Origin of the sequence: Methylobacterium soli, assembly GCF_008806385.1 — a bacterium.
Taxonomy (GTDB): domain Bacteria; phylum Pseudomonadota; class Alphaproteobacteria; order Rhizobiales; family Beijerinckiaceae; genus Methylobacterium; species Methylobacterium soli.
On the sequence record NZ_VZZK01000021.1, the window covers coordinates 19,784 to 40,204 of the forward strand.

Annotated in this window: 18 protein-coding genes; 10 read left to right on the forward strand and 8 right to left on the reverse strand. The window is 71.7% G+C overall.

Annotated features, from left to right (window positions below):
- The first annotated feature begins 389 nt into the window (after nt 1–389).
- Nucleotides 390–839 (forward strand): cupin domain-containing protein, encoded by a 450-nt coding sequence (locus F6X53_RS18835; RefSeq protein WP_151001739.1) that lies wholly within the window; start codon nt 390–392, stop codon nt 837–839.
- A 37-nt stretch (nt 840–876) separates the two neighbouring features.
- Here the strand turns inward: F6X53_RS18835 and F6X53_RS18840 are convergent, their stop codons facing one another.
- Nucleotides 877–2,343: an HWE histidine kinase domain-containing protein gene (locus F6X53_RS18840; RefSeq protein ID WP_151001740.1), complete on the reverse strand. Its 1,467-nt coding sequence runs from the start codon at nt 2,341–2,343 to the stop codon at nt 877–879.
- A gap of 318 nt (nt 2,344–2,661) precedes the next feature.
- Here F6X53_RS18840 and F6X53_RS18845 point away from each other — a divergent pair, with 318 nt between their 5' ends.
- Nucleotides 2,662–3,861 (forward strand): PepSY-associated TM helix domain-containing protein, encoded by a 1,200-nt coding sequence (locus tag F6X53_RS18845; protein ID WP_151001741.1) that lies wholly within the window; start codon nt 2,662–2,664, stop codon nt 3,859–3,861.
- 30 nt (nt 3,862–3,891) lie between these two features.
- Here F6X53_RS18845 and F6X53_RS18850 read toward each other — a convergent pair whose 3' ends face one another.
- The 3 genes from F6X53_RS18850 to F6X53_RS18860 all read right to left on the reverse strand — a co-directional run bounded on the left by F6X53_RS18850 (nt 3,892) and on the right by F6X53_RS18860 (nt 8,123).
- Nucleotides 3,892–6,072 (reverse strand): TonB-dependent siderophore receptor, encoded by a 2,181-nt coding sequence (locus tag F6X53_RS18850; protein WP_151001742.1) that lies wholly within the window; start codon nt 6,070–6,072, stop codon nt 3,892–3,894.
- 201 nt (nt 6,073–6,273) lie between these two features.
- Nucleotides 6,274–7,608 (reverse strand): MFS transporter, encoded by a 1,335-nt coding sequence (locus tag F6X53_RS18855; protein ID WP_191970895.1) that lies wholly within the window; start codon nt 7,606–7,608, stop codon nt 6,274–6,276.
- 50 nt (nt 7,609–7,658) lie between these two features.
- Nucleotides 7,659–8,123, reverse strand: a complete 465-nt coding sequence (locus F6X53_RS18860; RefSeq protein ID WP_151001743.1) for a MarR family winged helix-turn-helix transcriptional regulator — start codon at nt 8,121–8,123, stop codon at nt 7,659–7,661.
- A gap of 360 nt (nt 8,124–8,483) precedes the next feature.
- On the opposite strand from F6X53_RS18860, the gene F6X53_RS18865 reads away from it, so the two are divergent.
- The 5 genes from F6X53_RS18865 (at nt 8,484) to F6X53_RS18885 (ending at nt 14,597) form a co-directional block, all read left to right on the forward strand.
- Nucleotides 8,484–8,852, forward strand: coding sequence for a DUF1476 domain-containing protein (locus F6X53_RS18865; protein ID WP_151001744.1), 369 nt, complete (start codon nt 8,484–8,486; stop codon nt 8,850–8,852).
- A gap of 47 nt (nt 8,853–8,899) precedes the next feature.
- A complete protein-coding gene (locus tag F6X53_RS18870; RefSeq protein ID WP_151001745.1) occupies nt 8,900–10,516 on the forward strand; it encodes an acyl-CoA dehydrogenase family protein in 1,617 nt (538 codons plus the stop codon).
- Between the two features lie 148 nt (nt 10,517–10,664).
- On the forward strand, nt 10,665–11,591 hold the full coding sequence (locus F6X53_RS18875) for a histone deacetylase family protein (RefSeq protein WP_151001746.1): 927 nt from the start codon (nt 10,665–10,667) through the stop codon (nt 11,589–11,591).
- Between the two features lie 348 nt (nt 11,592–11,939).
- Nucleotides 11,940–12,890 (forward strand): hypothetical protein, encoded by a 951-nt coding sequence (locus F6X53_RS18880; protein ID WP_244965593.1) that lies wholly within the window; start codon nt 11,940–11,942, stop codon nt 12,888–12,890.
- Nucleotides 12,891–12,971: 81 nt separating this feature from the next.
- Complete coding sequence (locus F6X53_RS18885; protein ID WP_151001748.1) at nt 12,972–14,597, forward strand: alpha-D-glucose phosphate-specific phosphoglucomutase; 1,626 nt, start codon at nt 12,972–12,974, stop codon at nt 14,595–14,597.
- Nucleotides 14,598–14,669: 72 nt separating this feature from the next.
- Here F6X53_RS18885 and F6X53_RS18890 read toward each other — a convergent pair whose 3' ends face one another.
- Nucleotides 14,670–15,725 (reverse strand): glutamine synthetase beta-grasp domain-containing protein, encoded by a 1,056-nt coding sequence (locus F6X53_RS18890; RefSeq protein ID WP_151001749.1) that lies wholly within the window; start codon nt 15,723–15,725, stop codon nt 14,670–14,672.
- Between the two features lie 359 nt (nt 15,726–16,084).
- The gene (locus F6X53_RS18895; protein ID WP_151001750.1) at nt 16,085–17,026 is read right to left on the reverse strand and encodes a glutaminase; all 942 of its coding nucleotides are present in this window, start codon (nt 17,024–17,026) and stop codon (nt 16,085–16,087) included.
- A 316-nt stretch (nt 17,027–17,342) separates the two neighbouring features.
- Here F6X53_RS18895 and F6X53_RS18900 point away from each other — a divergent pair, with 316 nt between their 5' ends.
- On the forward strand, nt 17,343–17,873 hold the full coding sequence (locus F6X53_RS18900) for a hypothetical protein (RefSeq protein ID WP_151001751.1): 531 nt from the start codon (nt 17,343–17,345) through the stop codon (nt 17,871–17,873).
- 150 nt (nt 17,874–18,023) lie between these two features.
- On the forward strand, nt 18,024–18,758 hold the full coding sequence (locus F6X53_RS18905; RefSeq protein ID WP_151001752.1) for a DUF4336 domain-containing protein: 735 nt from the start codon (nt 18,024–18,026) through the stop codon (nt 18,756–18,758).
- 52 nt (nt 18,759–18,810) lie between these two features.
- Here the strand turns inward: F6X53_RS18905 and F6X53_RS18910 are convergent, their stop codons facing one another.
- Entirely contained in the window at nt 18,811–19,083 is a 273-nt protein-coding gene (locus tag F6X53_RS18910; protein ID WP_151001809.1) for an usg protein, read from the reverse strand.
- Between the two features lie 151 nt (nt 19,084–19,234).
- Nucleotides 19,235–19,681 (reverse strand): hypothetical protein, encoded by a 447-nt coding sequence (locus tag F6X53_RS18915; RefSeq protein ID WP_151001753.1) that lies wholly within the window; start codon nt 19,679–19,681, stop codon nt 19,235–19,237.
- A 383-nt stretch (nt 19,682–20,064) separates the two neighbouring features.
- Between F6X53_RS18915 and F6X53_RS33220 the strand changes: the two genes are divergently transcribed.
- On the forward strand, nt 20,065–20,421 hold a 357-nt coding region (locus tag F6X53_RS33220), incomplete at its 3' end, for an AAA family ATPase (protein WP_244965594.1).

The window sequence follows — 20,421 nt, forward strand, 5'->3', positions numbered from 1 at the left end:
GATAGCGCGCATCCCTCACCCCAACCCTCTCCCGGACGGGAGAGGGGGCGCGTCGCGCGATCCGGGCTGGTTCTGGCAGCCGGCGCGCATCCCGAGCTCGCCGCTAGCGCCCGGACCGACGGCGTGGAGGGACTGTGTTGCGCCCCACCTCTCCCGTTCGGGAGAGGTCGAGTCGGCGTGAGCCGACCGGGTGAGGGGGGCGACTTTTCCGGACAGCGCGCCGCCCTCACCCCAACCCTCTCCCGAACGGGAGAGGGGGCCGGTCGCGTCATCGGGGCTGGTTCTGGCAGCCTGGGCTCGCCGCCGGTGCCCCGGCAGGGCGGCGTGGATGAGGAACAGCGCGGCGTGCAGGCCCGCGACGTGCTATGCTTGGTCAGGAGGGTCGCGCCATGCCGAATCCGGTCGATGCCATCACTCCCGACGCCACCTGCCGCGTGCTGCGGGCCGGGCCCGCCTTCGTGGGCAAGCAGGGTCTGTCCTACACGCCCGCGATCTCGGCGGAATCCGTTGGGGCGCGGGGGCTGCACATGCAGATCGTCACGATCCCGCCCGGCGCCCGCGCCAAGGCGCACAAGCATGAAGGCCACGAGACCGCGATCCACATCCTCAGCGGCCGCTCCGGGATGTGGTACGGCCCGGCGCTCGAGCATCACGCCGAGGCCGGCCCAGGGGATTTCGTCTACATCCCCGCCGACATGCCGCACCTGCCCTACAACGCGAGCGAGACCGAGCCCTGCCTCGCGGTGATCAGCCGGACCGATCCGAACGAGCAGGAGAGCGTGGTGCTGCTGCCGGAGCTGGACGCGATCCCGCCCGCCGCGCCGCGCGCGTCCGGCTGACGCCGACCCCCGGCCGCGTCCGCGCCGGCCCGACCCGTCAGCGAGGCATCTGAGGCAACGGCGCCTCGACGGTGAACACCACGCCGCGCGGCCGGTACGCGATCTCCGCCGTGCCGCCGAGCTCGGCGGCCAGCGCACGCTCGATCATGCGCGTGCCGAAGCCGGTGCGGGTCGGGGGTGTTACCGGAGGACTGTCGAGCTCTTCCCAACGGAGCCACAGCCGATCGGGCTTCGTGCCGTCAACGATGTCCCAGTTGAGGATGACCCGCCCCGTCTCGTTCGAGAGGGCGCCGTATTTCACGGCGTTGGTCGCCAATTCGTGCAACGCCATCACGAAGGCCAGCGCCAGGCGGGACGGCAGGCGGAGATCGGGGCCGCCCGTCCTGAACCGGTCGCCGGCTCCCGTCCGGAAGGGTGTCAGCGCTCCGTCCACGATCTCCGCGAGCGTCGCGCCCTCCCAGCTCTCGCGGGTCAGCACATCGTGGGCGGCTGCCAGGGATTGCAGGCGGGCATCCAGGGCGTGGCGCGCGGTCTCGAGCGTCGCCGCGTTGCGCAGGGTCTGGTGCGCGATGGATTGCACCGTCGCCATTGAGTTCTTGACCCGGTGGTTCAGCTCGTCGGCCAGCAGCCTGCGATGTTCCTCCCCCCGCTTCCGTTCCGTGATGTCGATGGTCACGCTCGCCATCGTCAGCGGCGAGCCGTCTGCCCGGTAAGAGGCCTGGCCGCGCCCCTGGATCCAGCGCAGCTCCCCCCTCGGCGTGTGAATGCGGTACTCGGCGTCGTAATCCGCATCGCGCTCGATCGCGGTGCGGATCGCGGCCTCGACCCGTTCGCGGTCCTCCGCGACGACGGAGGCCAGGAAGTCCTGGTAGGTGAACGGGTCGCTCGGCGCGCGGCCGAAGCTCTCCTTGCACAGGTCGGACGCAACGAGCCGCCAATCCGCCAGGTCGAGGGTCCAGGTGCCGAAGCGGCCCGCCTTCATCATGAAACGCAGGCGATTCTCGCTGCGGGCCAGGTCGCCCGAGCGCTGCTCGACTTCCCGCTCCAACGCGTCGCGGTCCTGCTGCAACCGCACCATGCGATCTTTCTCGAGCGTCACATCGAATTGCGACGCGAAAAAGTAGATCAGATCACCATCCTTATCGAAGACCGGTGAGATCAGCAGGCGATTCCAGAAGAATTCGCCGGATTTCTTGTGATTGAGCAGGTCGACTTCGATCGGAACGCGTCGTTCGACGGCGTCCCGGATGCGGCTTATATCCAGCTTGTCGGTCTCAGGGCCTTGCAGGAAGCGGCAATTCTTGCCGATGATCTCCTCATGCGTGTAGCCCGTCAGCTTGGAGAAGGCTGCGTTGGCGAACACGATCGGGTTGTCCGGCTGGTTGGGATCCGTGATGAGCATGGGCATCCGGGTCGCCCGCACGGCGGCGGCGAACGGATCGGAGCTCGGTCCAGTCCGGGTGATCTCCGCATCGATGCAGTCATGTTCGTGACGATCGGTCAACGCTCTGTCGCAACCCCCCTCCGCGACCCAACGGCGGCAGATCCTTACCACCGAAGCGGAACCGTACTATAATCTATGTTAATCGTGCACAAGCGTTCCCCTGATGCCCGGACGGCTGTGCGTCCGAAACGCGCAGGTTCCGGCCGACGCTGAGCCGTCCCGTCGCGGCGGCGTCTCTGATCCGCGCCGGACCTTCGCGCCCAGGGTCTTCGGAGCGCCTCGGCCCGCGCAGCCAGGCGGCGGGCGCCTGACGGACACAGAGCCGCCCCACTCCATCGCCAAGGGGGCATGGTCTGCTCAACCGACTTCCGACACGCCATGCATCCCGCGCTTCCCTCGCCCCGCACCATCCTGTTCCGCCTGCACTGGGCGCTCGGCCTCACGGCCGGCCTGGTGCTCGCCCTGATGGGGGTGACCGGCGCGCTGATGAGCTACGAGGAGGCGATCACCGCCTTCGCGGACCGGGACCGGGCCATCGTGGCCGTCGGCGATCGCCCGCCGCTGGGGCCGGAGGCGCTGGTGGCCCGGATCGAGGCGCAGCGCCCCGGCCTGACCGTGACTGCGCTCGTCCTGGCGGACGACCCGGGCACGAGCGTCTCCGCCCGCTTCCTGCGGGACCCGGCGAGCGGCGCCCGTCCGGCTGCCGTCTATGTCGATCCCCAGGACGGCACGGTGCTGGGCCCGTCGCGGCTCGATCCGGCCTTCGCGACGGTGCGCGCGCTGCACCGCTGGCTCCTGATCCCGGGCGACGGCCGGGGCTGGGGCCGCACGATCACGGGGGCCTGCGCGCTGGCCCTTCTCCTCTTCCTCGCCACCGGCCTCTATCTGCGCTGGCCGCGGATCCATCGCTGGCGGATCTGGCTCAGGCCGAGCCTGTCGCGGCCGGGCCGGCCGCGCTGGTGGTCCCTGCACGCGGTGGCGGGCACCTGGCTTCTGCCCGTCTATCTCGTGATCGCGCTCTCGGGGCTGACCTGGTCCTATGGCTGGTTCAAGGACGGCGCGACCTGGCTGCTGACCGGGCCGGCGCACAAGGCCGCCGAGGCGCGGCCTCCCCGGGGCGGCCGCAAGAGGCCTGAGGCCGCCGACCGGACGCCGGCACCGCCCGCCCTCGACCGGGCCTGGGCCGCCTTCCGGGCCGGCGAGGGCCGCGAGGCCGTCCGCGCCGTCCTGACCCTTCCGGGGCCCGACGCGAAGGCGATCCGCATCCGCTGGCTCGCCCGGGGCGCGGAGCAGCCGAAGGCGCGGAACGAGGCGACGTTCGATGCCGCGACCGGCGCGCTCCTCACGGCCGCGCGCGACGCCGACAAGTCGCTCGGGCAGCGGATCGCCGACAACATGCTGGAGGTCCACCGGGGCCGGTTCTTCGGCGACGTCTTCGCGATGATCTTCTGCCTCGCGGCGCTCGCCATGCCGGGCTTTGCCGCGACCGGCCTCGTCCTCTACGTCCTGCGCCGCCGTGCCGGCCGCCGCCGGGCGGCCGCGGCCGCGCCGCGGCCGGTCGTGGTCGCCGGAGAATAGGGCACCGGAGAACCGGTGTGGACCCGGTCGCTACATCCGGGCCGTCAGGGTGGCGAGCACGGAGAGCGGCGCGCCGGGCGCGTTGTTGAAGGCGTTGAAGGGCTGCTCGATGTAGCGCGCGTTGGTCAGGTTGCGCATGTTGACCGCCAGCCGGTAATGCGCGTCGAAATCGTAGTAGAGGGCCGCGTCGACCCGCGCATAGGCGCCGACCGTGTAGCTGTTGTTCAGGTCGCCGAAGCGGCGGCCCACATAGGTGATTCCCGCCCCGAGCCCGAGGCCCCGCAGCGGCCCCTCCTGGAACTGGTAGGTCGTCCAGACGCTGCCGCTGAAGCGCGGAACCGCGACCAGCCGGTTGCCGACCGCGAAGGTGGTGTCCTGCGTGATCCGCGCGTCGAGGTAGCCGACGCCGCCGATGACCTTCCAGCCCGGCAGGATCTCGCCGGCCAGATCCGCCTCGACGCCCTCCGAGCGCTGCTGGCCGGTGATGACCGAGTAGCCGGTGTTGGTGGGGTCGGTCGCCGCGACGTTGTTGCGGGTGAGGCGGAAGGCGGCCGCGGACAGGGTCAGGCCGGGATTGAGGTCGAGGCGCGTGCCGACCTCGTATTGCTCGCCCGTTTCCGGGGCCGGGTTGACGACGTTCAGCACGTTCGCGGTCTGGGGCACGAAGGAGGTGGCGTAGCTCGCGTAGAACGTCAGCGGCTCGAAGGGCCGGTAGATCAGGCCGACCCGCGGCGAGGCCCCGAACAGCGCCTGCTCGGGTGGGATCGCCTGGGAGGCCGGCACGCGGTTGAAGTAGTACTGGCTGCCGAGATCGAACCGGGCGCCGACGACGAGCTGCAACTCCGGGGTCAGCACGATCTGGTCCTGCACGTAGACGCCGAAGAGTTCGAGCTTCTGCTTGAGATCCGCCTGGAAGCCGAGGGCGCCCGGGATCGCGCCGTAGATCGGGTTGAGGAAGCTGATCGCGGCGAGGCTTCCCTGCTGCGAGAAGGGATGCCGGTAGCCGTTGCTGTACTCGAAGCCGACGAGCGCCGTGTGGGCGAAGCCGAAGGTGTCGAATTTCAGCACCGCCTCGGTCTGCGTGTCCACGCCCGCGAAGGTCGAGTTCACGGAGGTGTCGCGCCGCGTCACCAGCGTCCCGGCCGCGTTCACGCCGGTGGCGCGGGCCGCGAACAGGTCGAAGGCGCCCCATTGCGCGTTGATCACCTGCCGCAGCGTCAGGTGCTCGCTGACATCGTGCTCGGCCTTCAGCGTCACCGCGTTGACCTCGCCGTAATAGCGCGAGAAGGGCTCGCCGTAGAACCGCGCGATGTTGTCCAGGGGAACCCGCCCGCGATAGGCGACGAGCCCCTCGTCGTACTGGCTGTGCTGCTTGCTGAACTCGGCGTTGAGGTAGACCCGCGTGTCGGCCGACGGGGTCCAGGCGAGCGCGGGCGCCACGAAGGTGCGGGTGTTCGTGTTGTCGCCGAAATTGCGGAAGGTCGGATCCTCCTGGGCCGCGAAGCTGATCCGGCCGGCCAGCGTCTCGGACCCCGCGATCGCGCTCGAGACCGAGCCCTGCACGCGCCGGAAGCCGAAGCTGCCGCCCTGCACGCTGACATCGCCCGAGGGGTCGAGGGTGGGCCGGCGCGTGACGATGTTGATGGTGCCGCCGGGATCGCCCCGGCCGTAGAGCACCGAGGCGGGGCCCTTCAGCACCTCGACGCGCTCGGCATTGGCGAGGTCGCGCTCGACCGGATAGAAGGTGGCGGCCGGGCTGACGAGCACGCCGTCGACGGCGAAGATCTGCGTGCTGAACCCGCGGATGACGTAGTTCTGCGAGCGCCCCTGCACGGTGCTGCCGGGCTGCACGTTGCTGACATTGGTCACCGCATCGGTCAGGCGCCGGTCCTGCTGGTCGATCAGCACCTCGCGGGGGACGATGTTGATGCTCTGCGGCGTGTCGCGCAGGGCCGTGTCGGTGCGCGTCGCCGTGCTGGACCGCGTGGCGCGGTAGCCGATGACCGGGCTCGTCGCGGTCTCCACCCCCTGTCCGGTGCCGGTGACGTTGAGCTCGGAGAGGACGACATCGCTCTCGGCCGGGGTTGCCTGCGCCCCGGCCGCCGGGGCGAGGAACGGCGCGCAACCGCCGAGCAGCCCGATCCCCAAAGCCGCGAGGCGATCGCGACCCCGGTTGCCGGCCGGTCGCGGGTGTTCGGGGGGCTGCGCCATCGTGTGTGCTCGATTCCGGGAGGGCGGATCGTGCCCCCTCGCGCGGATCGTTGCGTACAGTCCGGCGGCCGGATCAACGTCCTGCGGGCGCTTAATCCGTCGAATTCTTGATATCCAGCCGAAGGTGACCGAAATAGCACGCAGTATAATTGGAATATTTCCAATTAAATCTTGATCTGCCGCGGTCCCTGATCTTCGCCCTCACGCCCCGCGCAGCTGCCCACCGGCCGGCAGCGCGGCCTCGATCCGCGGCCTCGCCCCGATGAACAGGGCCATCAGGGCGGCGATCAGGCAGAGGATGCCGGCCGCCACGAAGGCGCCGAAATAATCGCCCGTGCCGGTCCGGATGGTGCCGGCGAGCCAGGCGGCGGAGGCCGCGCCGATCTGGTGGCTCGCCGCGATCCAGCCGAACATCAGCGCGGCGTTCTCCTCGCCGAAGACGCGCCCGGCGAGGTTCACCGTGGGCGGCACGGTCGCGATCCAGTCGAGGCCGTAGAAGACCGCGAACAGCGACAGGCCGTAGAAGCTGAGATCGAACGAGTAGGGCAGGAAGATCAGGGACAGGCCGCGCAGGCCGTAATACCAGGCGAGCAGCCGGCGGCTGTCGAAGCGGTCCGTGAGCCAGCCCGACGCCGTGGTGCCGACGAGGTCGCACAGGCCCATCAGCGCCAGCAGGCCCGCCGCCGTCACCTCCGGGATGCCGTGGTCGATGCAGGCCGGGATCAGATGGGTGCCGACGAGGCCGTTGGTCGAGGCGCCGCAGATGAAGAAGGTGCCGGACAAGAGCCAGAAATCGCGCGAGCGCAGGCCCGCCGCGAGGCCCATCAGGGCGCGCCGGGCCGGGTTGACGCCGCCGACCGGCGCCGGCTGCAGGGCGGTCTCGCCGTAGCGCGCCAGGCCGAGATCGGCCGGGCGGTCGCGCATCAGCAGGAGCACCAGCGGCACCAGGGCGAGCGCGGCGGCCGCCACCGCGAGGGAGACCGCGCGCCAGCCGTGATCGACCACCACGTGGGCGAGGAGCGGCAGGAAGACGAGCTGCCCGGTGGCGCTGCTCGCCGTCAGGATGCCCAGGACGAGGCCGCGGTGGCGGCCGAACCAGCGCCCCGCGATGGTGGCGCCGAGCACGTTCGCCACCATGCCGGTGCCCGAGCCGACGACGAGGCCCCAGAGCAGGATCATCTGCCAGGGCGTGCGCATCGCGGCGGTCGCGGCGGTGCCGACGGCCAGGATCACGAGCGCCGTGCAGACGGAGCGGCGCAGGCCGAAGCGCTCGATGATGGCGACCGCGAAGGGGCCGATCATGCCGTACAGGAAGATGTTGAGGGCGATGGCGAGGCTGATCGTGGCCGCCGACCAACCGAACTCGCGCTCCCACGGCACGATCAGGATGCTCGGCGTCGCCCGGATGCCGGCGCCCACGAGGAGCACCACGAAGGTCACGGCGGCGACCACCCAGGCATAGTGCAGGCGGGCCGGGGGCGTCGCGGGCGGCAGCGCGGCCGCCGGATCGGCGCGGCCTTGGGATGATGAAGACATGCGGGGCCGCTCCTCGTGCGGATGCGTCGTCGGGGGGACGTCGGGGATCGTCAGTGCGGATCGGGCGGCGCCGGCCCGGCAAGCGCGGCGTGCAGGGCGGCGGCTTCCGTCGCGATCGCCGCGGCCTGGCGCGCCAGGATGGCGGCCTCTCCGTCGGCGAGCCGGGCCTGGACCGCGCGCCAATGCGGCAGGGCCGCCGCGATGGCGGCGGCGCCGGCCTCCGTCAGGGCGGCGACCCGCTCGCGCTGGTCGCGCGTGCCGACGCTCAGACGGACGAGGCCGCGGCGCTCCAGCGGATCGAGGTTGCGGCCCATGGTGGAGCGGTCGAGGTCGGTCTCCGCGGCGAGCCGCGTCACCGCCACCGGGCCGGTGCGGGCAAGCGTCCGCAGAAGTGCGAATTGCGTCACCCGCAGGCCCGCCGGCCGCAGGGCCGCGTCGTAGGCCGCCGTGACGCTGCGCGTGGCGCGCCGCAGCGCGGTGCAGAGGCAGGGCAGGTCTGGCGCGTCCTGGGGCATGGCGGCGGAACCATCTTGCGGGTGGATGAGGGTATATGCCCTTTTTTTCGCGGTGCAAGGGCTTGGAGGCTGCAATCCGGGGTCTCCCCATCATCCGGGTGTTGCGGCCGAGCCCGGAACCGTGGCGCGCAGGGGCTGGCAGGAGCGGGCAAGGGCGGGCAAGGGCGGGCAACGGCCTGGGGCAGCCCGGGCCCTGTCGGCGGCACTATCGGCGGACCTCGCGTCAGGTTCCGTACGCCCCGGCCGCGGCCCGGCCGCGGCCGGCAAACGGCATGGTTCCGGGCCGGAGATGCGCGTACGATCCGTATCCGACAAGTCATCGCCGAGAGGGGGGCGAGATCAGCAGGATGGAGGACGCCGATGGGTCGGCTATTTGAGGAGCGGGAGCGGGCGGCTGAGCTGATGTTCGCGCGCGACGAGGAGGCGCGTTTCATCGCGCGCTGCCGGCGGATGCGGAAACTGGCGGCTTTCGTGGCGGAGAAGCTTGGCGTGGACGGTCAGACGGCCGAGGCTTACGCGGTCGAGCTGATCGGTGCCCTGGTCCAGGGCATGAAGGACGACGCCTTGCTCGAACGGGTCCAGGCGGATCTCGCTGCCAACGGCGTGGATGAGAGCCTGGCGACCCTGCGGACCGAGCTCGACCGCGCCACCGCCCAGGCCATGCTCGATGCCGGCACCCTGGCCGGCCAGGGGCGGCGCTCGGCCGCGTCCGGGTTCGAGGCCCGCTGAGGCGGCGCGACGATTGCCCTGCGCGGGGCCCCGCGCAGGATGGGACCATGGATCCGGACATCGACGCGGTCGTCAACCAGAGCCCATTCTTCGGCGACCGCAACCTCGTGGCCGACGACGCGCCGTTGCGCGGCGCGGCCGCGGCGAACGGGGTCGAGCCCGCGGCGCTCCTCGCCTTCGGGGCGGAATGGGGAGCGGCCGAGCGCCTCGCCCTCGGGCGCCTCGCCAACGAGAACCCGCCGAAGCTGCGCACCCACGATGCCTGGGGCCGCCGGGCGGACGTGGTCGAGTTCCACCCGGCCTATCACGCCCTGATGGGGGCGAGCGTCGCGGCGGGGCTGCACGCCTCGGTCTGGGACGGGGCCGACCCGGCGCGCCCGGTGCCCCGGGGGCACGCGGCGCGGGCGGCGCGGCTCTACGTCGTGGCGGGCGTCGAGAGCGGGCATCTCTGCCCGATGACCATGACGAACGCGGCGCTCGCCGCCCTCGCGGCCGCCCCCGATCACCTCGCCGCGTGGTTGCGGCGGCTGACCGCGCGGGCCTACGAGCCCGCCTTCCGGCCCTGGTTCGAGAAGCCGGGCGTGACCCTCGGCATGGGGATGACCGAGAAGCAGGGCGGCACGGATGTGCGCGCCAACCGGACCCGGGCCGAGCCGGCCGGCGGCGACACCTACGCGCTGACGGGCCACAAATGGTTCTTCTCGGCCCCCATGAGCGACGCCTTCCTGGTTCTGGCGCAGGCACCGGGGGGCCTCGGCTGCTTCCTCGTGCCCCGCCACCGGCCGGACGGCCACGTCAACGCCCTGCGGCTGCAGCGGCTGAAGGACAAGCTCGGCAATCGCGCGAACGCCTCCGCGGAGGTGGAGTTCGCGGGCGCGTTCGGCTGGCGCATCGGCCCCGAGGGGCGCGGAATCGCGACGATCCTCGGGATGGTGCAGCTGACCCGCCTCGATTGCGCCGTCGCCTCCGCGGGCCTCGCCCGGATGGCCCTGGCGCTGGCGCTCCACCACGCCCGCCACCGGAGCGTGTTCGGGCGCCGCCTCGTCGACCAGCCCCTGATGCATCGGGTGCTGGCCGACCTCGCGCTGGAGAGCGAGGCCTGGACCGCCCTGGCCCTGCGGCTGGCCGGCAGCTTCGACCGTGGGGAGGGGCCCCGCGCCCGCCTGCTCACCCCGGCGGTGAAGGCCGCCATCTGCAAGGGCGCGCCGGGCTTCGTCTACGAGGCGATGGAGTGCCTGGGCGGCAACGGCTACGTCGAGGAGAGCCCCCTGCCGCGCCTCTACCGGGAGGCCCCCGTCAACGCGATCTGGGAGGGCTCGGGCAACGTCATGGCCCTCGACGTGCTGCGCGCCGCGACCCGCGCGCCGGAAGAGACCGGGGCGGTGCTGGACAGCCTCGGCCGGGAGGCGCGAGGGCTGCCGGGCGTCGCGGAGGCGGTGGCGGGGATCGCGGCGGATCTGCGCGCGCCGGATGCGGAGGCGCGGGCGCGCCGGGCCGCCGGTCGCATCGCCACCTTGGCGGCGGCGGCGGCCCTCGCCGAATCCGCGCCGCCGGCCATCGCGGAGGCCTACGCGGCGACCCGGCTCGCGGCGCCGCGCGAGATGTTCGGGGCGAACGCGGTCGACGGCGTCGCGGCCCTGCTCCTGGAGCGCGCGCTCCCGTGACGCGTCGCGGTCTGCCCGCGCGGGCCCCACGATCGCGAACCCGGCCTCGCCGAGCAGCCATCCGGTGCGCGACGCGTTGGGGCTGCGTCTGGCAGTGCCGGACCCATTCTGGTATTCGGTATACCAACCAGGGAGGCCCGGACACCCGATGACGATCCTGTTCCATCATCCCGCCGCGCGCGCGCACCTGACCCCGAAGGGTCATCCCGAGCGGCCCGAGCGCATGCAGGCCGTCGAGACCGCGCTCGCGGCGGAGGGTTTCGCGGGGCTCGACCGGCGCGCGCCGGAGCCCGCCGCCCTCGCGGCCGTGATGCTCGCCCACCCGGAGGAATGGGTGCGGGCGATCCTCGACGCGGTGCCGCAGGAGGGGCTCGTCGGGATCGATGCCGACACGGTGCTGTCGCCGGGCACGGCCGATTGCGTGCTGCGGGGCGTCGGCGCCGCGGTGCAGGGGGTCGACGCCGTGATGGCCGGGCAGGCGCGCAACGCCTTCTCGGCCATGCGCCCGCCCGGCCACCACGCCGAGCGCACCCGCGCCATGGGGTTCTGCATCTTCAACAACGCCGCCATCGCGGCGCGCCACGCCCGGAGCGCGCACGGGGCCGAGCGTGTCGCCATCGTCGATTGGGACGTGCATCACGGCAACGGCAGCCAGGACATCTTCTGGGACGACCCGTCGGTGCTGTTCTGCTCGACCCACCAGATGCCGCTCTATCCGGGCAGCGGCGCGGTCTCGGAGGCGGGGGAGCACGGCACCATCGTGAACGCGCCGCTGCGGCCGGGGGCGGATGGCGAGGCGTTCCGCGAGGCCTTCGAAGCTCGCGTGCTGCCGCGGCTGGAGGATTTCGCGCCGGACCTCATCATCATCTCGGCGGGGTTCGACGCGCATTGGCGCGACCCGCTCGCGAACCTGATGCTGGAGGCGGAGGATTTCGCCTGGGCGACCCGGGCCGTGATGGAGAGCGCCGGCCGGCACTGCAACGGCCGGATCGTGTCGCTGCTCGAGGGCGGCTACGACCTCAAGGGGCTGAGCGACTCTGTCTCGGCGCATGTGGCGGCCCTGATGGAGGCCTGAGCGCGGAGCGCGACGCTAAAAATCGGGGGAGGCGGGGTGAAGCCGGTCGGCGAGGCGGGCGAGCGAAGCTCCCCCTCCCGCACCGACGACCGGCTCCCCACGGGCCGCGGCGGGGTTCGGAGGAACCCGCGGCCCGGTGGAGAGGGTTGTAGCCCACGCCCCGATCGCCTTCCGTGCGCTGCATCACATCCGGGGCGCGTCCGGAGATCGCCGGCGCCGCAGCCCTGATCTGTGTCCAAGGACAAGCAGGGGCCCGCATTGTCCGGATCCGGACATTCGGCCCGGGCTTCCGCCTGCGGCGGAAAAAGGCCAAGCTGACGCCAAGGTTGAAGCTTGAGGGGCATGCGCGTGGTTCGCGAACCGATTTGGCGCCCGTTTCACGTCGCCGGCGCCGCCGCCGGCCTCGCCCTCGCGCTCGGCGCCACGCCGGCGCGCGCCGAGCTGCAGATCCTCGCCGCCAAGATCGTCGCCGGCGAATTGTGGGTGCTCGGCGCGGTGGACGAGCCGGAGGCCGAGATCACCCTCGACGGGCGCTTCCCGCAGAAGACGGACAGCCGGGGCAATTTCGATTTCCGCGTCGTCTACCACCCGGCGAGCTGCATCGTGACCCTGCGCACCCCCCGCCGCGAGCGCCAAGCCGTCGTCGGCGAGTGCGGGCAGCGGGGCGCCGCCGGCCCACCCGGCCCACCCGGACCGCCCGGTCCTCCGGGGCCCGCGGGTCCTCCCGGCGCGGCCGGCGGGACCGAGGCGCGCGCGGCGGATCCGGTGCCGGGCCCGCCCGGGCCACCCGGACCCCCCGGCATCGCCGGACCGCCCGGCATCGCCGGCCCTGCCGGACCACCTGGTCCTGCCGGACCCGTGGGGCCGAAGGGCGAGCCCGGAGAGCCCGGCCGCGACGGCGCGCCCGGGCCGGCCGGTCCCGAGGGGGCTGCCGGCGCGGCGGGGCTGGATGGTCCCGCCGGCCCACCCGGTCCCCTCGGTCCGCCTGGCGAGCGCGGCGCGCCGGGGCCGGCGGGCCCCGCGGGCGAAGCCGGTCCGGCGGGGGCTCCCGGTGCGGCGGGCGGCCCGGGTCCCGCGGGCGAAGCCGGTGCGGCGGGGGCTCCCGGTGCGGCCGGCCCGATCGGCCCGCCCGGTCCCCCCGGCAAGGTCGGCCCCCGCGGACCGGCCGGCCCAGCGGGGCCCCGTGGCCCGGCCGGTCCGCCCGGCGCCCGCGCCGCCGCGGCTCCGGCGCGGGCGGCCCCGCGCCAGCCCGACCCGCTGCCGATCCAGCCGGCGCCGGGCGTCGCCGCGCCCTATTGAGGCCGTGGCGGCGCCCCGCGCCCTGACAGATCCGCGCCCGCGCCCTATGACGGGACGGAGAGCCAGGAGAGCGTGAGCGCAATGACCGTGAAGACCGTGCCGACGACGCCGTTTGCCGACCAGAAGCCGGGGACGTCGGGCCTGCGCAAGAAGGTGCCGGTCTTCCAGGAGCCGCGTTACGTCGAGAACTTCATCCAGGCGATCTTCGACACTCTGCCGGAGCGCGACGGCGCCACCCTGGTGATCGGCGGCGACGGGCGCTTCCTCAACCGCGAGGTGGTGCAGACGGCCCTGAAGATCGCCGCCGCCAACGGCTTCGGGCGCGCCCTGGTGGGGCAGGGGGGCCTGCTCTCGACGCCCGCCGCCTCCTGCGTCATCCGCAAGCACGGGGCGATCGGCGGCATCGTGCTCTCGGCCAGCCACAATCCGGGCGGGCCGGAGGGGGATTTCGGCATCAAGTTCAACACCGCCAATGGCGGCCCGGCGCCCGAATCCGTCACGGCGGCGATCCATGCCCGCACCCGGGCGATCGACGCCTACCGCATCCTCGAGGCGGAGGATCTCGACCTCGACCGGCTCGGGACGACGCAGCTCGGGCCCATGGCGGTCGCGGTGATCGACCCCGTGGCCGATTATGCCGCCCTGATGCGCGCGCTCGTCGATTTCGACGCGATCCGGCGCCTGTTCGCGTCCGGGTTCCGCATGCGCTTCGACGCCATGAGCGCGGTGACGGGCCCCTACGCCCGGGCGATCCTCGAAGGGGAGCTCGGCGCGGCGCCCGGCACCGTCGTCAACGCGGTGCCCAAGCCCGATTTCGGCGGCCATCACCCCGATCCCAACCCCGTCCACGCCGCCGCCCTGATGGCCGAGATGCTGGGGCCCGACGCGCCGGATTTCGGCGCGGCCTCGGATGGCGACGGCGACCGCAACATGATCGTGGCGCCCGGCCTGTTCGTGACCCCGAGCGACAGCCTCGCGATCCTCACGGCGCAGGCCGGAGTCGCTCCCGGCTACGCCGCCGGGCTCGCGGGCGTGGCGCGCTCGATGCCGACGAGCCGGGCGGTGGACCGGGTCGCGGCCCGCCTGGGGATCCGGGCCTACGAGACGCCGACGGGCTGGAAGTTCTTCGGCAACCTGCTCGATGCCGGCCTCATCACCCTCTGCGGCGAGGAGAGCGCCGGCACCGGCTCGAACCATGTGCGGGAGAAGGACGGCCTCTGGGCGGTCCTGCTCTGGCTCAACGTCCTGGCGGCGACCGGGACGCCCGCGCAGAGCCTGGTGCGGGCCCATTGGGCGGAATACGGGCGCGATTACTACGCCCGGCACGATTACGAGGAGGTCGAGACGGCCGCCGCCAACGCGGTGATGGACGGGCTCCGGGCGCGGCTCGCCGAGCTTCCGGGCCGGCGCGTCGCCGGCCTCACGGTCGCGGCGGCCGACGAGTTCCGCTACGTCGACCCGGTGGACGGCTCGGTCACCGAGCAGCAGGGCCTGCGCATCCTGTTCGCCGAGGATGCCCGGGCGGTGTTCCGCCTCTCCGGCACCGGCACCGCCGGGGCGACGCTCAGGGTCTATCTGGAGCGCTACGCGGTCGACGATCCCGACGCGCCCGTGGAGGCGATGCTCGCCCCCGTGGTCGAGGCGGCCCGCAGCCTCTCGGACATCGCCCGGCTGACCGGCCGGCAGGAGCCCAGCGTCATCACCTGACCGGCGCCCAAACGAGAAATCGCCGGCGCGCTTATGAGCGCACCGGCGGTCTCGTGGTTCAGGCCATTCGCCTCAGGCGACCGCGCGCTCGCCGGAATCCGACGCGCCCTGGGCGGTCGGCACGGAGGCGATCGTCTTCAGGATCTGCGAGGCGATCTGGTAGGGGTCCCCTTGCGAGTTCGGACGGCGGTCTTCCAGGTAGCCCTTGTAGCTGTTGTTGACGAAGCTGTGGGGCACGCGGATCGAGGCGCCGCGATCGGCCACGCCGTAGCTGAACTCGTGGATCGAGGCGGTCTCGTGCTTGCCGGTCAGCCGCATGTGGTTGTCCGGGCCGTAGACCGCGATGTGGTCCTCGCGGTTCGCCTTGAAGGCCTCCATCAGGGCCTCGAAATAGGCCTTGCCGCCCGTCTCGCGCAGGAACGTCGTGGAGAAGTTGGCGTGCATGCCCGAGCCGTTCCAGTCGGTGTCGCCGAGCGGCTTGCAATGGTACTCGACGTCGATGCCGTACTTCTCGGTCAGGCGCTGCAGCAGGTAGCGGGCGACCCACATCTCGTCGGCGGCCTTCTTGGAGCCCTTGCCGAAGATCTGGAATTCCCACTGGCCCTTGGCCACCTCGGCGTTGATGCCCTCGTGGTTGATGCCGGCCGAGAGGCAGAGGTCGAGATGCTCCTCGACGATCTGGCGGGCGATGCTGCCGACATTCGCGTAGCCGACGCCGGTATAGTAGGGGCCCTGCGGCGCCGGGAAGCCGGTCTCGGGGAAGCCGAGGGGACGACCGTTCTTGTAGAAGAAGTATTCCTGCTCGAAGCCGAACCAGGCGCCCGGATCATCCAGGATGGTGGCGCGCTTGTTCGACGGGTGCGGAGTCTTGCCGTCCGGCATCATGACTTCGCACAGCACGAGAACGCCGTTGATGCGGGTGCTGTCGGGGAAGACGCGGACGGGCTTGAGGACGCAATCCGAGTTGCTGCCCTCGGCCTGCTTGGTCGAGCTGCCGTCGAAGCCCCAGAGCGGAAGTTGCTCCAGCGTCGGGAAGCCGTCGTATTCCTTGATCTGCGTCTTGCCGCGAAGGTTCGGGACCGGCGTGTACCCGTCGAGCCACAAGTACTCGAGCTTGTATTTTGTCATTCCGCGTCTCTCGTCCGTTGAGGCTGCGAAAACGGAGGAACCTCGGAGGATCCCTGGCCATCGGCGACCTGCGCCCGCCCTAGCACGCGGTATGCCAAACGGCTCAGGTCGATCCGGATTGATCGCATCATCGACCGGAACCGGGGCCGATTCCGGCAGGTTCCTCCCTCTCGGCTCTCGCGATTTCCCTGGCGGCCGCGCCCCGCCGCGAAGGCCGGCCTGCGGCCAAGCCTGCTCGTTCGAAGAGCGGGCGTGACCGATGCCAAAGCGGCGATCTGCGCCTTTCATGGGCATCTGCATGCAAATGATGCAATATGCCCACGTTTACGGCTGAGCTTGCGCCGAATCGCGGGCGCTCCTCAGACCCCGAAGATCGACCAGCCGAGGCGCTTCGTCAGCGCCTCGAGGGCGATGCGGCCGAGATGCGAATTGCCCGCCGCGTCGAGGCCCGGCGACCAGACCGCGATCGAGGCCTTGCCGGGTGCGATCGCCAGGATGCCGCCCCCGACCCCGCTCTTGCCCGGCAGGCCGACCCGGTAGGCGAACTCGCCCGAGCCGTCGTAATGGCCGCAGGTCAGCATCACGGCGTTGATGCGGCGCGCCCGCTCGGGCGAGACCACCGAGTGGCCGGTGGCGGGGTTGCGGCCCGAATGAGCGAGGAACCGCCCCGCCGTGGCGAGCTGCCGGCACGACATCGCGATGGCGCAATGGTGGAAATAGACGCCGAGCGTGTAATCCACCGGGTTGTCGAGCACCCCGAAGGACCGCATGAAATTGGCGAGCGCGGTGTTGCGGAAGCCCGTGCGCTTCTCGGAGGCCGCCACCGCCTCGTCGATCGTGATGGTCGGGTCCAGCGCCAGCGCCTGCATGAAGCGCAGGATCTCCCCCAGGGCCTCGCGGGGCTGATGGCCGGAGAGGATCACGTCCGTGACCGCGATCGCGCCCGCATTGATGAAGGGGTTGCGCGGCACGCCCCGTTCCAGCTCCAGCTGCACGATCGAGTTGAACGGGTTGCCGGAGGGCTCGCGCCCGACCCGCCGCCACAGCCGGTCGCCGATCATCCCGAGGGCGAGGGTCAGGGTGAAGACCTTCGAGATGCTCTGGATCGAGAACGGGACGTCGGCGTCGCCCCCGACCGCGACGGTGCCGGCGGCATCGATCACCGCGAGGCCGAAGGCCCGGGGATCCGCCCGCGCCAGTTCGGGAATGTAGGTCGCGACCTCGCCCCGGTCGGGGCGGTCCCGCATCTCGTCGGTGATCTCGCGCACGATGCGCGCGAGATCGGGCGCCGGCTCGCTCATCGGCCAGCTCCGGCCGGTCCGGGCGTGAAGGGAGGTGTTCGCATCGCCAGCTCTTCCGTGGGCAGCCTGCCTTAAGGCGGGCCGGAGACCCGGACGCAAGGGGTGCGCCTCGCCCGTCGCACCCCATCGCAGCGCAGCAACCCGGATCGGCATCGCAATGTCGCTCATCTGCACAGCGTCTGTGCAGGGCAAAATAGCGTGCAAAAGCTCAGTGGCTGTGCAGGCGCGAATACTGTGCAGCGCCTTGATATCGCGAAAAAAACTCGTAGATTTCGTCAGGATAAAGAACGTCCAAGACTTCCGAAGGGGATGAGCGATGATCGCCGCATCCGAGATCAAGAGCCGCTTCCGCCGCCGCCTGCAGGCCGCCGACCTCCGCAAGGACACGCTTCGCCAGAAGCTGATCGAGGAGGGCGCGCGCGTGCTCGATCCGGTGATCGGGGTTCTGGCGGTGATGGCGGAGGTGCTCGACGAGGAAGGCAACGCGCATGGGCGGATCGACGAGCTCGCGATCGAGGTCGACGACGAGGATCTGGTCTGCCTGCACCCGGTGCTGCACAGCGAGGCGGGGCCCGAGCACAAGCTGACGATCAAGTACGGGCCCGTCCTCGGGGGCAGCAACTTCCTCTCGGTCTCCGGTCTCGGCAGCCGGCATGCCGAGATGCTGTTTCCGGCGCCCACCAACGCGATCTCCAGCCTCGGCCGCTCGGTCGGCAACGACCTGCTCCTCGACGCGGACCGCGCGGGCGAACTCGCCGACATCCTCCGCGACCTCGTGGAGGAGTTCTACGCCGGCCAGGCCGAGCCGCAGCCGCTGCCCCATCTCCGGCTGGTCCAGTCGGCCTGAGCGGAGCCGGAGCGCAGGGTCGCTCCGGGCGCGCCCCGCGGATCTTGCCGGCACGCCGGCGGGAAACCCGGGCCCATCCGCCGGGTTCTCGCAGCATGACCCGCGTCGCACGCCCCGAGATCCCGCCCCTCCCGCCCCGGGGAGGCGCCCATGCGTGATCCGACCTATCCGCCCCTCGACGTGCTCAAGCCCGTCGCGCCGGACCTCTGGATCGTGGATAGCGGCCCGCTCCGGGCGCTCGGCCTGCCGCTCCCGGTGCGGATGACGGTGATCCGTTTGCCCGACGGGGCAATCTGGCTCCACTCGCCGACCCGCCACGACGAAGGCTTGCAGCGGGCGATCGAGGCCCTGGGGCCGATCCGCCACCTGGTGGCGCCCAACAGCGCGCATTGGAGCTTCGTGGCGGCGTGGCAGCGCCACTGCCCCGACGCCGCGACCTGGGGCGCGCCGAAGCTGAGGGAGCGCGGGCCGGTGCGCCGCGCCAACCTGCGGATCGACCACGACCTCGGCGCCGAAGCCCCGCCCGCCTGGTCCGGCGCGCTCCGGCAGGTGCTGGTGCCGGGCGGCTTCGGATTCCGGGAGGTGGCCTTCTTCCACGCCGGCTCGCGGACGCTGATTTTGACCGACTTGGTGCTCAACCTCGAACCCGGGAGGCTGCCCTGGCCGATGCGGCCGCTGGCGCATCTCGTCGGCATCACGGCGCCCGACGGCCGGGCGCCCGCCTATCTCCGCCTCGTCGTGAAGGCCCGCAAGCGCGCGGCCGCCCGCGCCGCCGCCGCCCTGGTCGGGCTCGCGCCGGAGCGCGTCGTGTTCAGCCACGGCGCCTGGTTCGAGCGGGACGGCACGCCCCGGCTCCGGCGCTCGCTCCGCTGGCTCCTCGACTGAGCCGCCGCATCCGGGCTTCGCGCGGGCCGGCGAGGTCGCCGGCCTGCGCGCCTCACTGCAGGTGGAACTCGGTGCCGACGGCCCGCCATTCCGCGGGCCTGATCAGCCGGCTATGGGCCACCCTGACCGCGTGCAGGGGCCCGTCGAGGCTTGCCTGCCAGAAGGCCAGGAAGCGCCTCAAGGCGGGGAAATCCGGGAACAGGTCGTGGTGCTGCCAGACGAAGGTCTGCAGCAGGTGGGGATGGTCGGGCAGGCGATAGAGGATCTCGGCCGTGGTGAGACCGTAGCCTTCGAGTTGGCGGCGGAAAGCCGGCGACGCGATCATGCTCACGGACCCCTGCTGGCACGGGAGGGACGACCTCCGCAGGGTGAGGCCGGGAGGCCGCCGAGGCAAGGGGGCTGGCGATCAATTATCATTCAAAAACAAAGCCTTGGCACTCATCGCCTAAATCTGCTGCCAAGCTTTTCGGCGCCGCTCAACGCCCGAGGACCAGCACGCCCAGGCCGAGGATCAAGAGGGTCGCGAGGCCGGCGAGCGCCACGATCCGGTTCACCTCGGCGCGTTCCGCGGCCGCGTCCGTGGAGACCCGCGCGGGCGCCTCGGCGGCGGCCGGCGCCTGGGCGGCGATCGGCTGAGGCGCCAACCGGGCCTCGCCGCCGGGCGGAGGTGGGAGCGGGGGCAGGGGCGCGACCGGGACCGGCATCGACGGGCGCTCCCCCGGCCGGGCCAGCATCGCCAGGGTTTCCTCCACCTCGACGGGCACGCCCGCCTCCTCGATCTCCAGCACCACGAGGGCGATGTCCTCGGCGCTCATCCGGTCGACCGGAAGCCCGGTGAGCAGATCCTCGGGGGAGAGCCGCCCCTTGCGCTGGCCGAGCGCGATCAATCGCTCGAGCGTGTCCTTGTCGATCCCGGCTGCCATCCTGCCCCCCGTCATGGGCCGCGCCCGCCATCGGCCGGGACCCGCACAGGGGATCAGGTGTTCGTCGCGCCCGCTTCGGCAAGGGTTGGCACGCGGTGCCGTCGCTTCGCGCGTCCCGCCAGCAATCTCGGGCGGCCTTTCGCATCCGGAGCCTGCGCGAGCGTTCTCGTGCTGAAATCGCGAGAATTGTTCGACGTCATACGCTCGTGCTGGGCCTAATAAATCACTGATGAATGCGCGCGTTTAACAGATGGTTAACCATATCTTGCTGAAACTACGTCTCATCAGTTCGAGGCCGCATGGGGAGCGAGACGCCGCTTCGGTGTGTGATCTCGGCGAATTCTCTCGGCTTGCACCGGGGGCCGCAACGAGAGGGAGCAACGATGTCCAAGGTTCTCGTCGTCACATCGGGTAAGGGCGGGGTCGGCAAGACGACCACCACGGCGGCGCTCGGCGCCGCGATCGCGCAGAGCGGGTCGAGCGTCTGCGTCGTCGATTTCGACGTCGGCCTGCGCAACCTCGACCTCGTGATGGGGGCCGAGCGGCGCGTGGTCTACGACCTCATCAACGTGGTCTGCGGCGACGCCAAGCTCTCCCAGGCCGTCATCCGCGACAAGCGCCTGCCGAACCTCCACATCCTCCCCGCCTCGCAGACGCGGGACAAGGATGCGCTGACCGACGCGGGCGTGGCCCGGGTGATGGAGGAACTGCGCGAGAAGTTCGACTGGGTGATCTGCGAC

Coding starts and splice junctions, on each gene's coding strand:
- F6X53_RS18895 (WP_151001750.1), bottom strand. CDS start 17,026: ATGAGCGAGCCGGCGCCCGATCTCGCGCGCATCGTGCGCGAGATCACC.
- F6X53_RS18845 (WP_151001741.1), top strand. CDS start 2,662: ATGCATCCCGCGCTTCCCTCGCCCCGCACCATCCTGTTCCGCCTGCAC.
- F6X53_RS18875 (WP_151001746.1), top strand. CDS start 10,665: ATGACGATCCTGTTCCATCATCCCGCCGCGCGCGCGCACCTGACCCCG.
- F6X53_RS18870 (WP_151001745.1), top strand. CDS start 8,900: ATGGATCCGGACATCGACGCGGTCGTCAACCAGAGCCCATTCTTCGGC.
- F6X53_RS18850 (WP_151001742.1), bottom strand. CDS start 6,072: ATGGCGCAGCCCCCCGAACACCCGCGACCGGCCGGCAACCGGGGTCGC.
- F6X53_RS18835 (WP_151001739.1), top strand. CDS start 390: ATGCCGAATCCGGTCGATGCCATCACTCCCGACGCCACCTGCCGCGTG.
- F6X53_RS18860 (WP_151001743.1), bottom strand. CDS start 8,123: ATGCCCCAGGACGCGCCAGACCTGCCCTGCCTCTGCACCGCGCTGCGG.
- F6X53_RS18905 (WP_151001752.1), top strand. CDS start 18,024: ATGCGTGATCCGACCTATCCGCCCCTCGACGTGCTCAAGCCCGTCGCG.
- F6X53_RS18855 (WP_191970895.1), bottom strand. CDS start 7,608: ATGTCTTCATCATCCCAAGGCCGCGCCGATCCGGCGGCCGCGCTGCCG.
- F6X53_RS18885 (WP_151001748.1), top strand. CDS start 12,972: ATGACCGTGAAGACCGTGCCGACGACGCCGTTTGCCGACCAGAAGCCG.
- F6X53_RS18910 (WP_151001809.1), bottom strand. CDS start 19,083: ATGATCGCGTCGCCGGCTTTCCGCCGCCAACTCGAAGGCTACGGTCTC.
- F6X53_RS18915 (WP_151001753.1), bottom strand. CDS start 19,681: ATGGCAGCCGGGATCGACAAGGACACGCTCGAGCGATTGATCGCGCTC.
- F6X53_RS18865 (WP_151001744.1), top strand. CDS start 8,484: ATGGGTCGGCTATTTGAGGAGCGGGAGCGGGCGGCTGAGCTGATGTTC.
- F6X53_RS18890 (WP_151001749.1), bottom strand. CDS start 15,725: ATGACAAAATACAAGCTCGAGTACTTGTGGCTCGACGGGTACACGCCG.
- F6X53_RS18900 (WP_151001751.1), top strand. CDS start 17,343: ATGATCGCCGCATCCGAGATCAAGAGCCGCTTCCGCCGCCGCCTGCAG.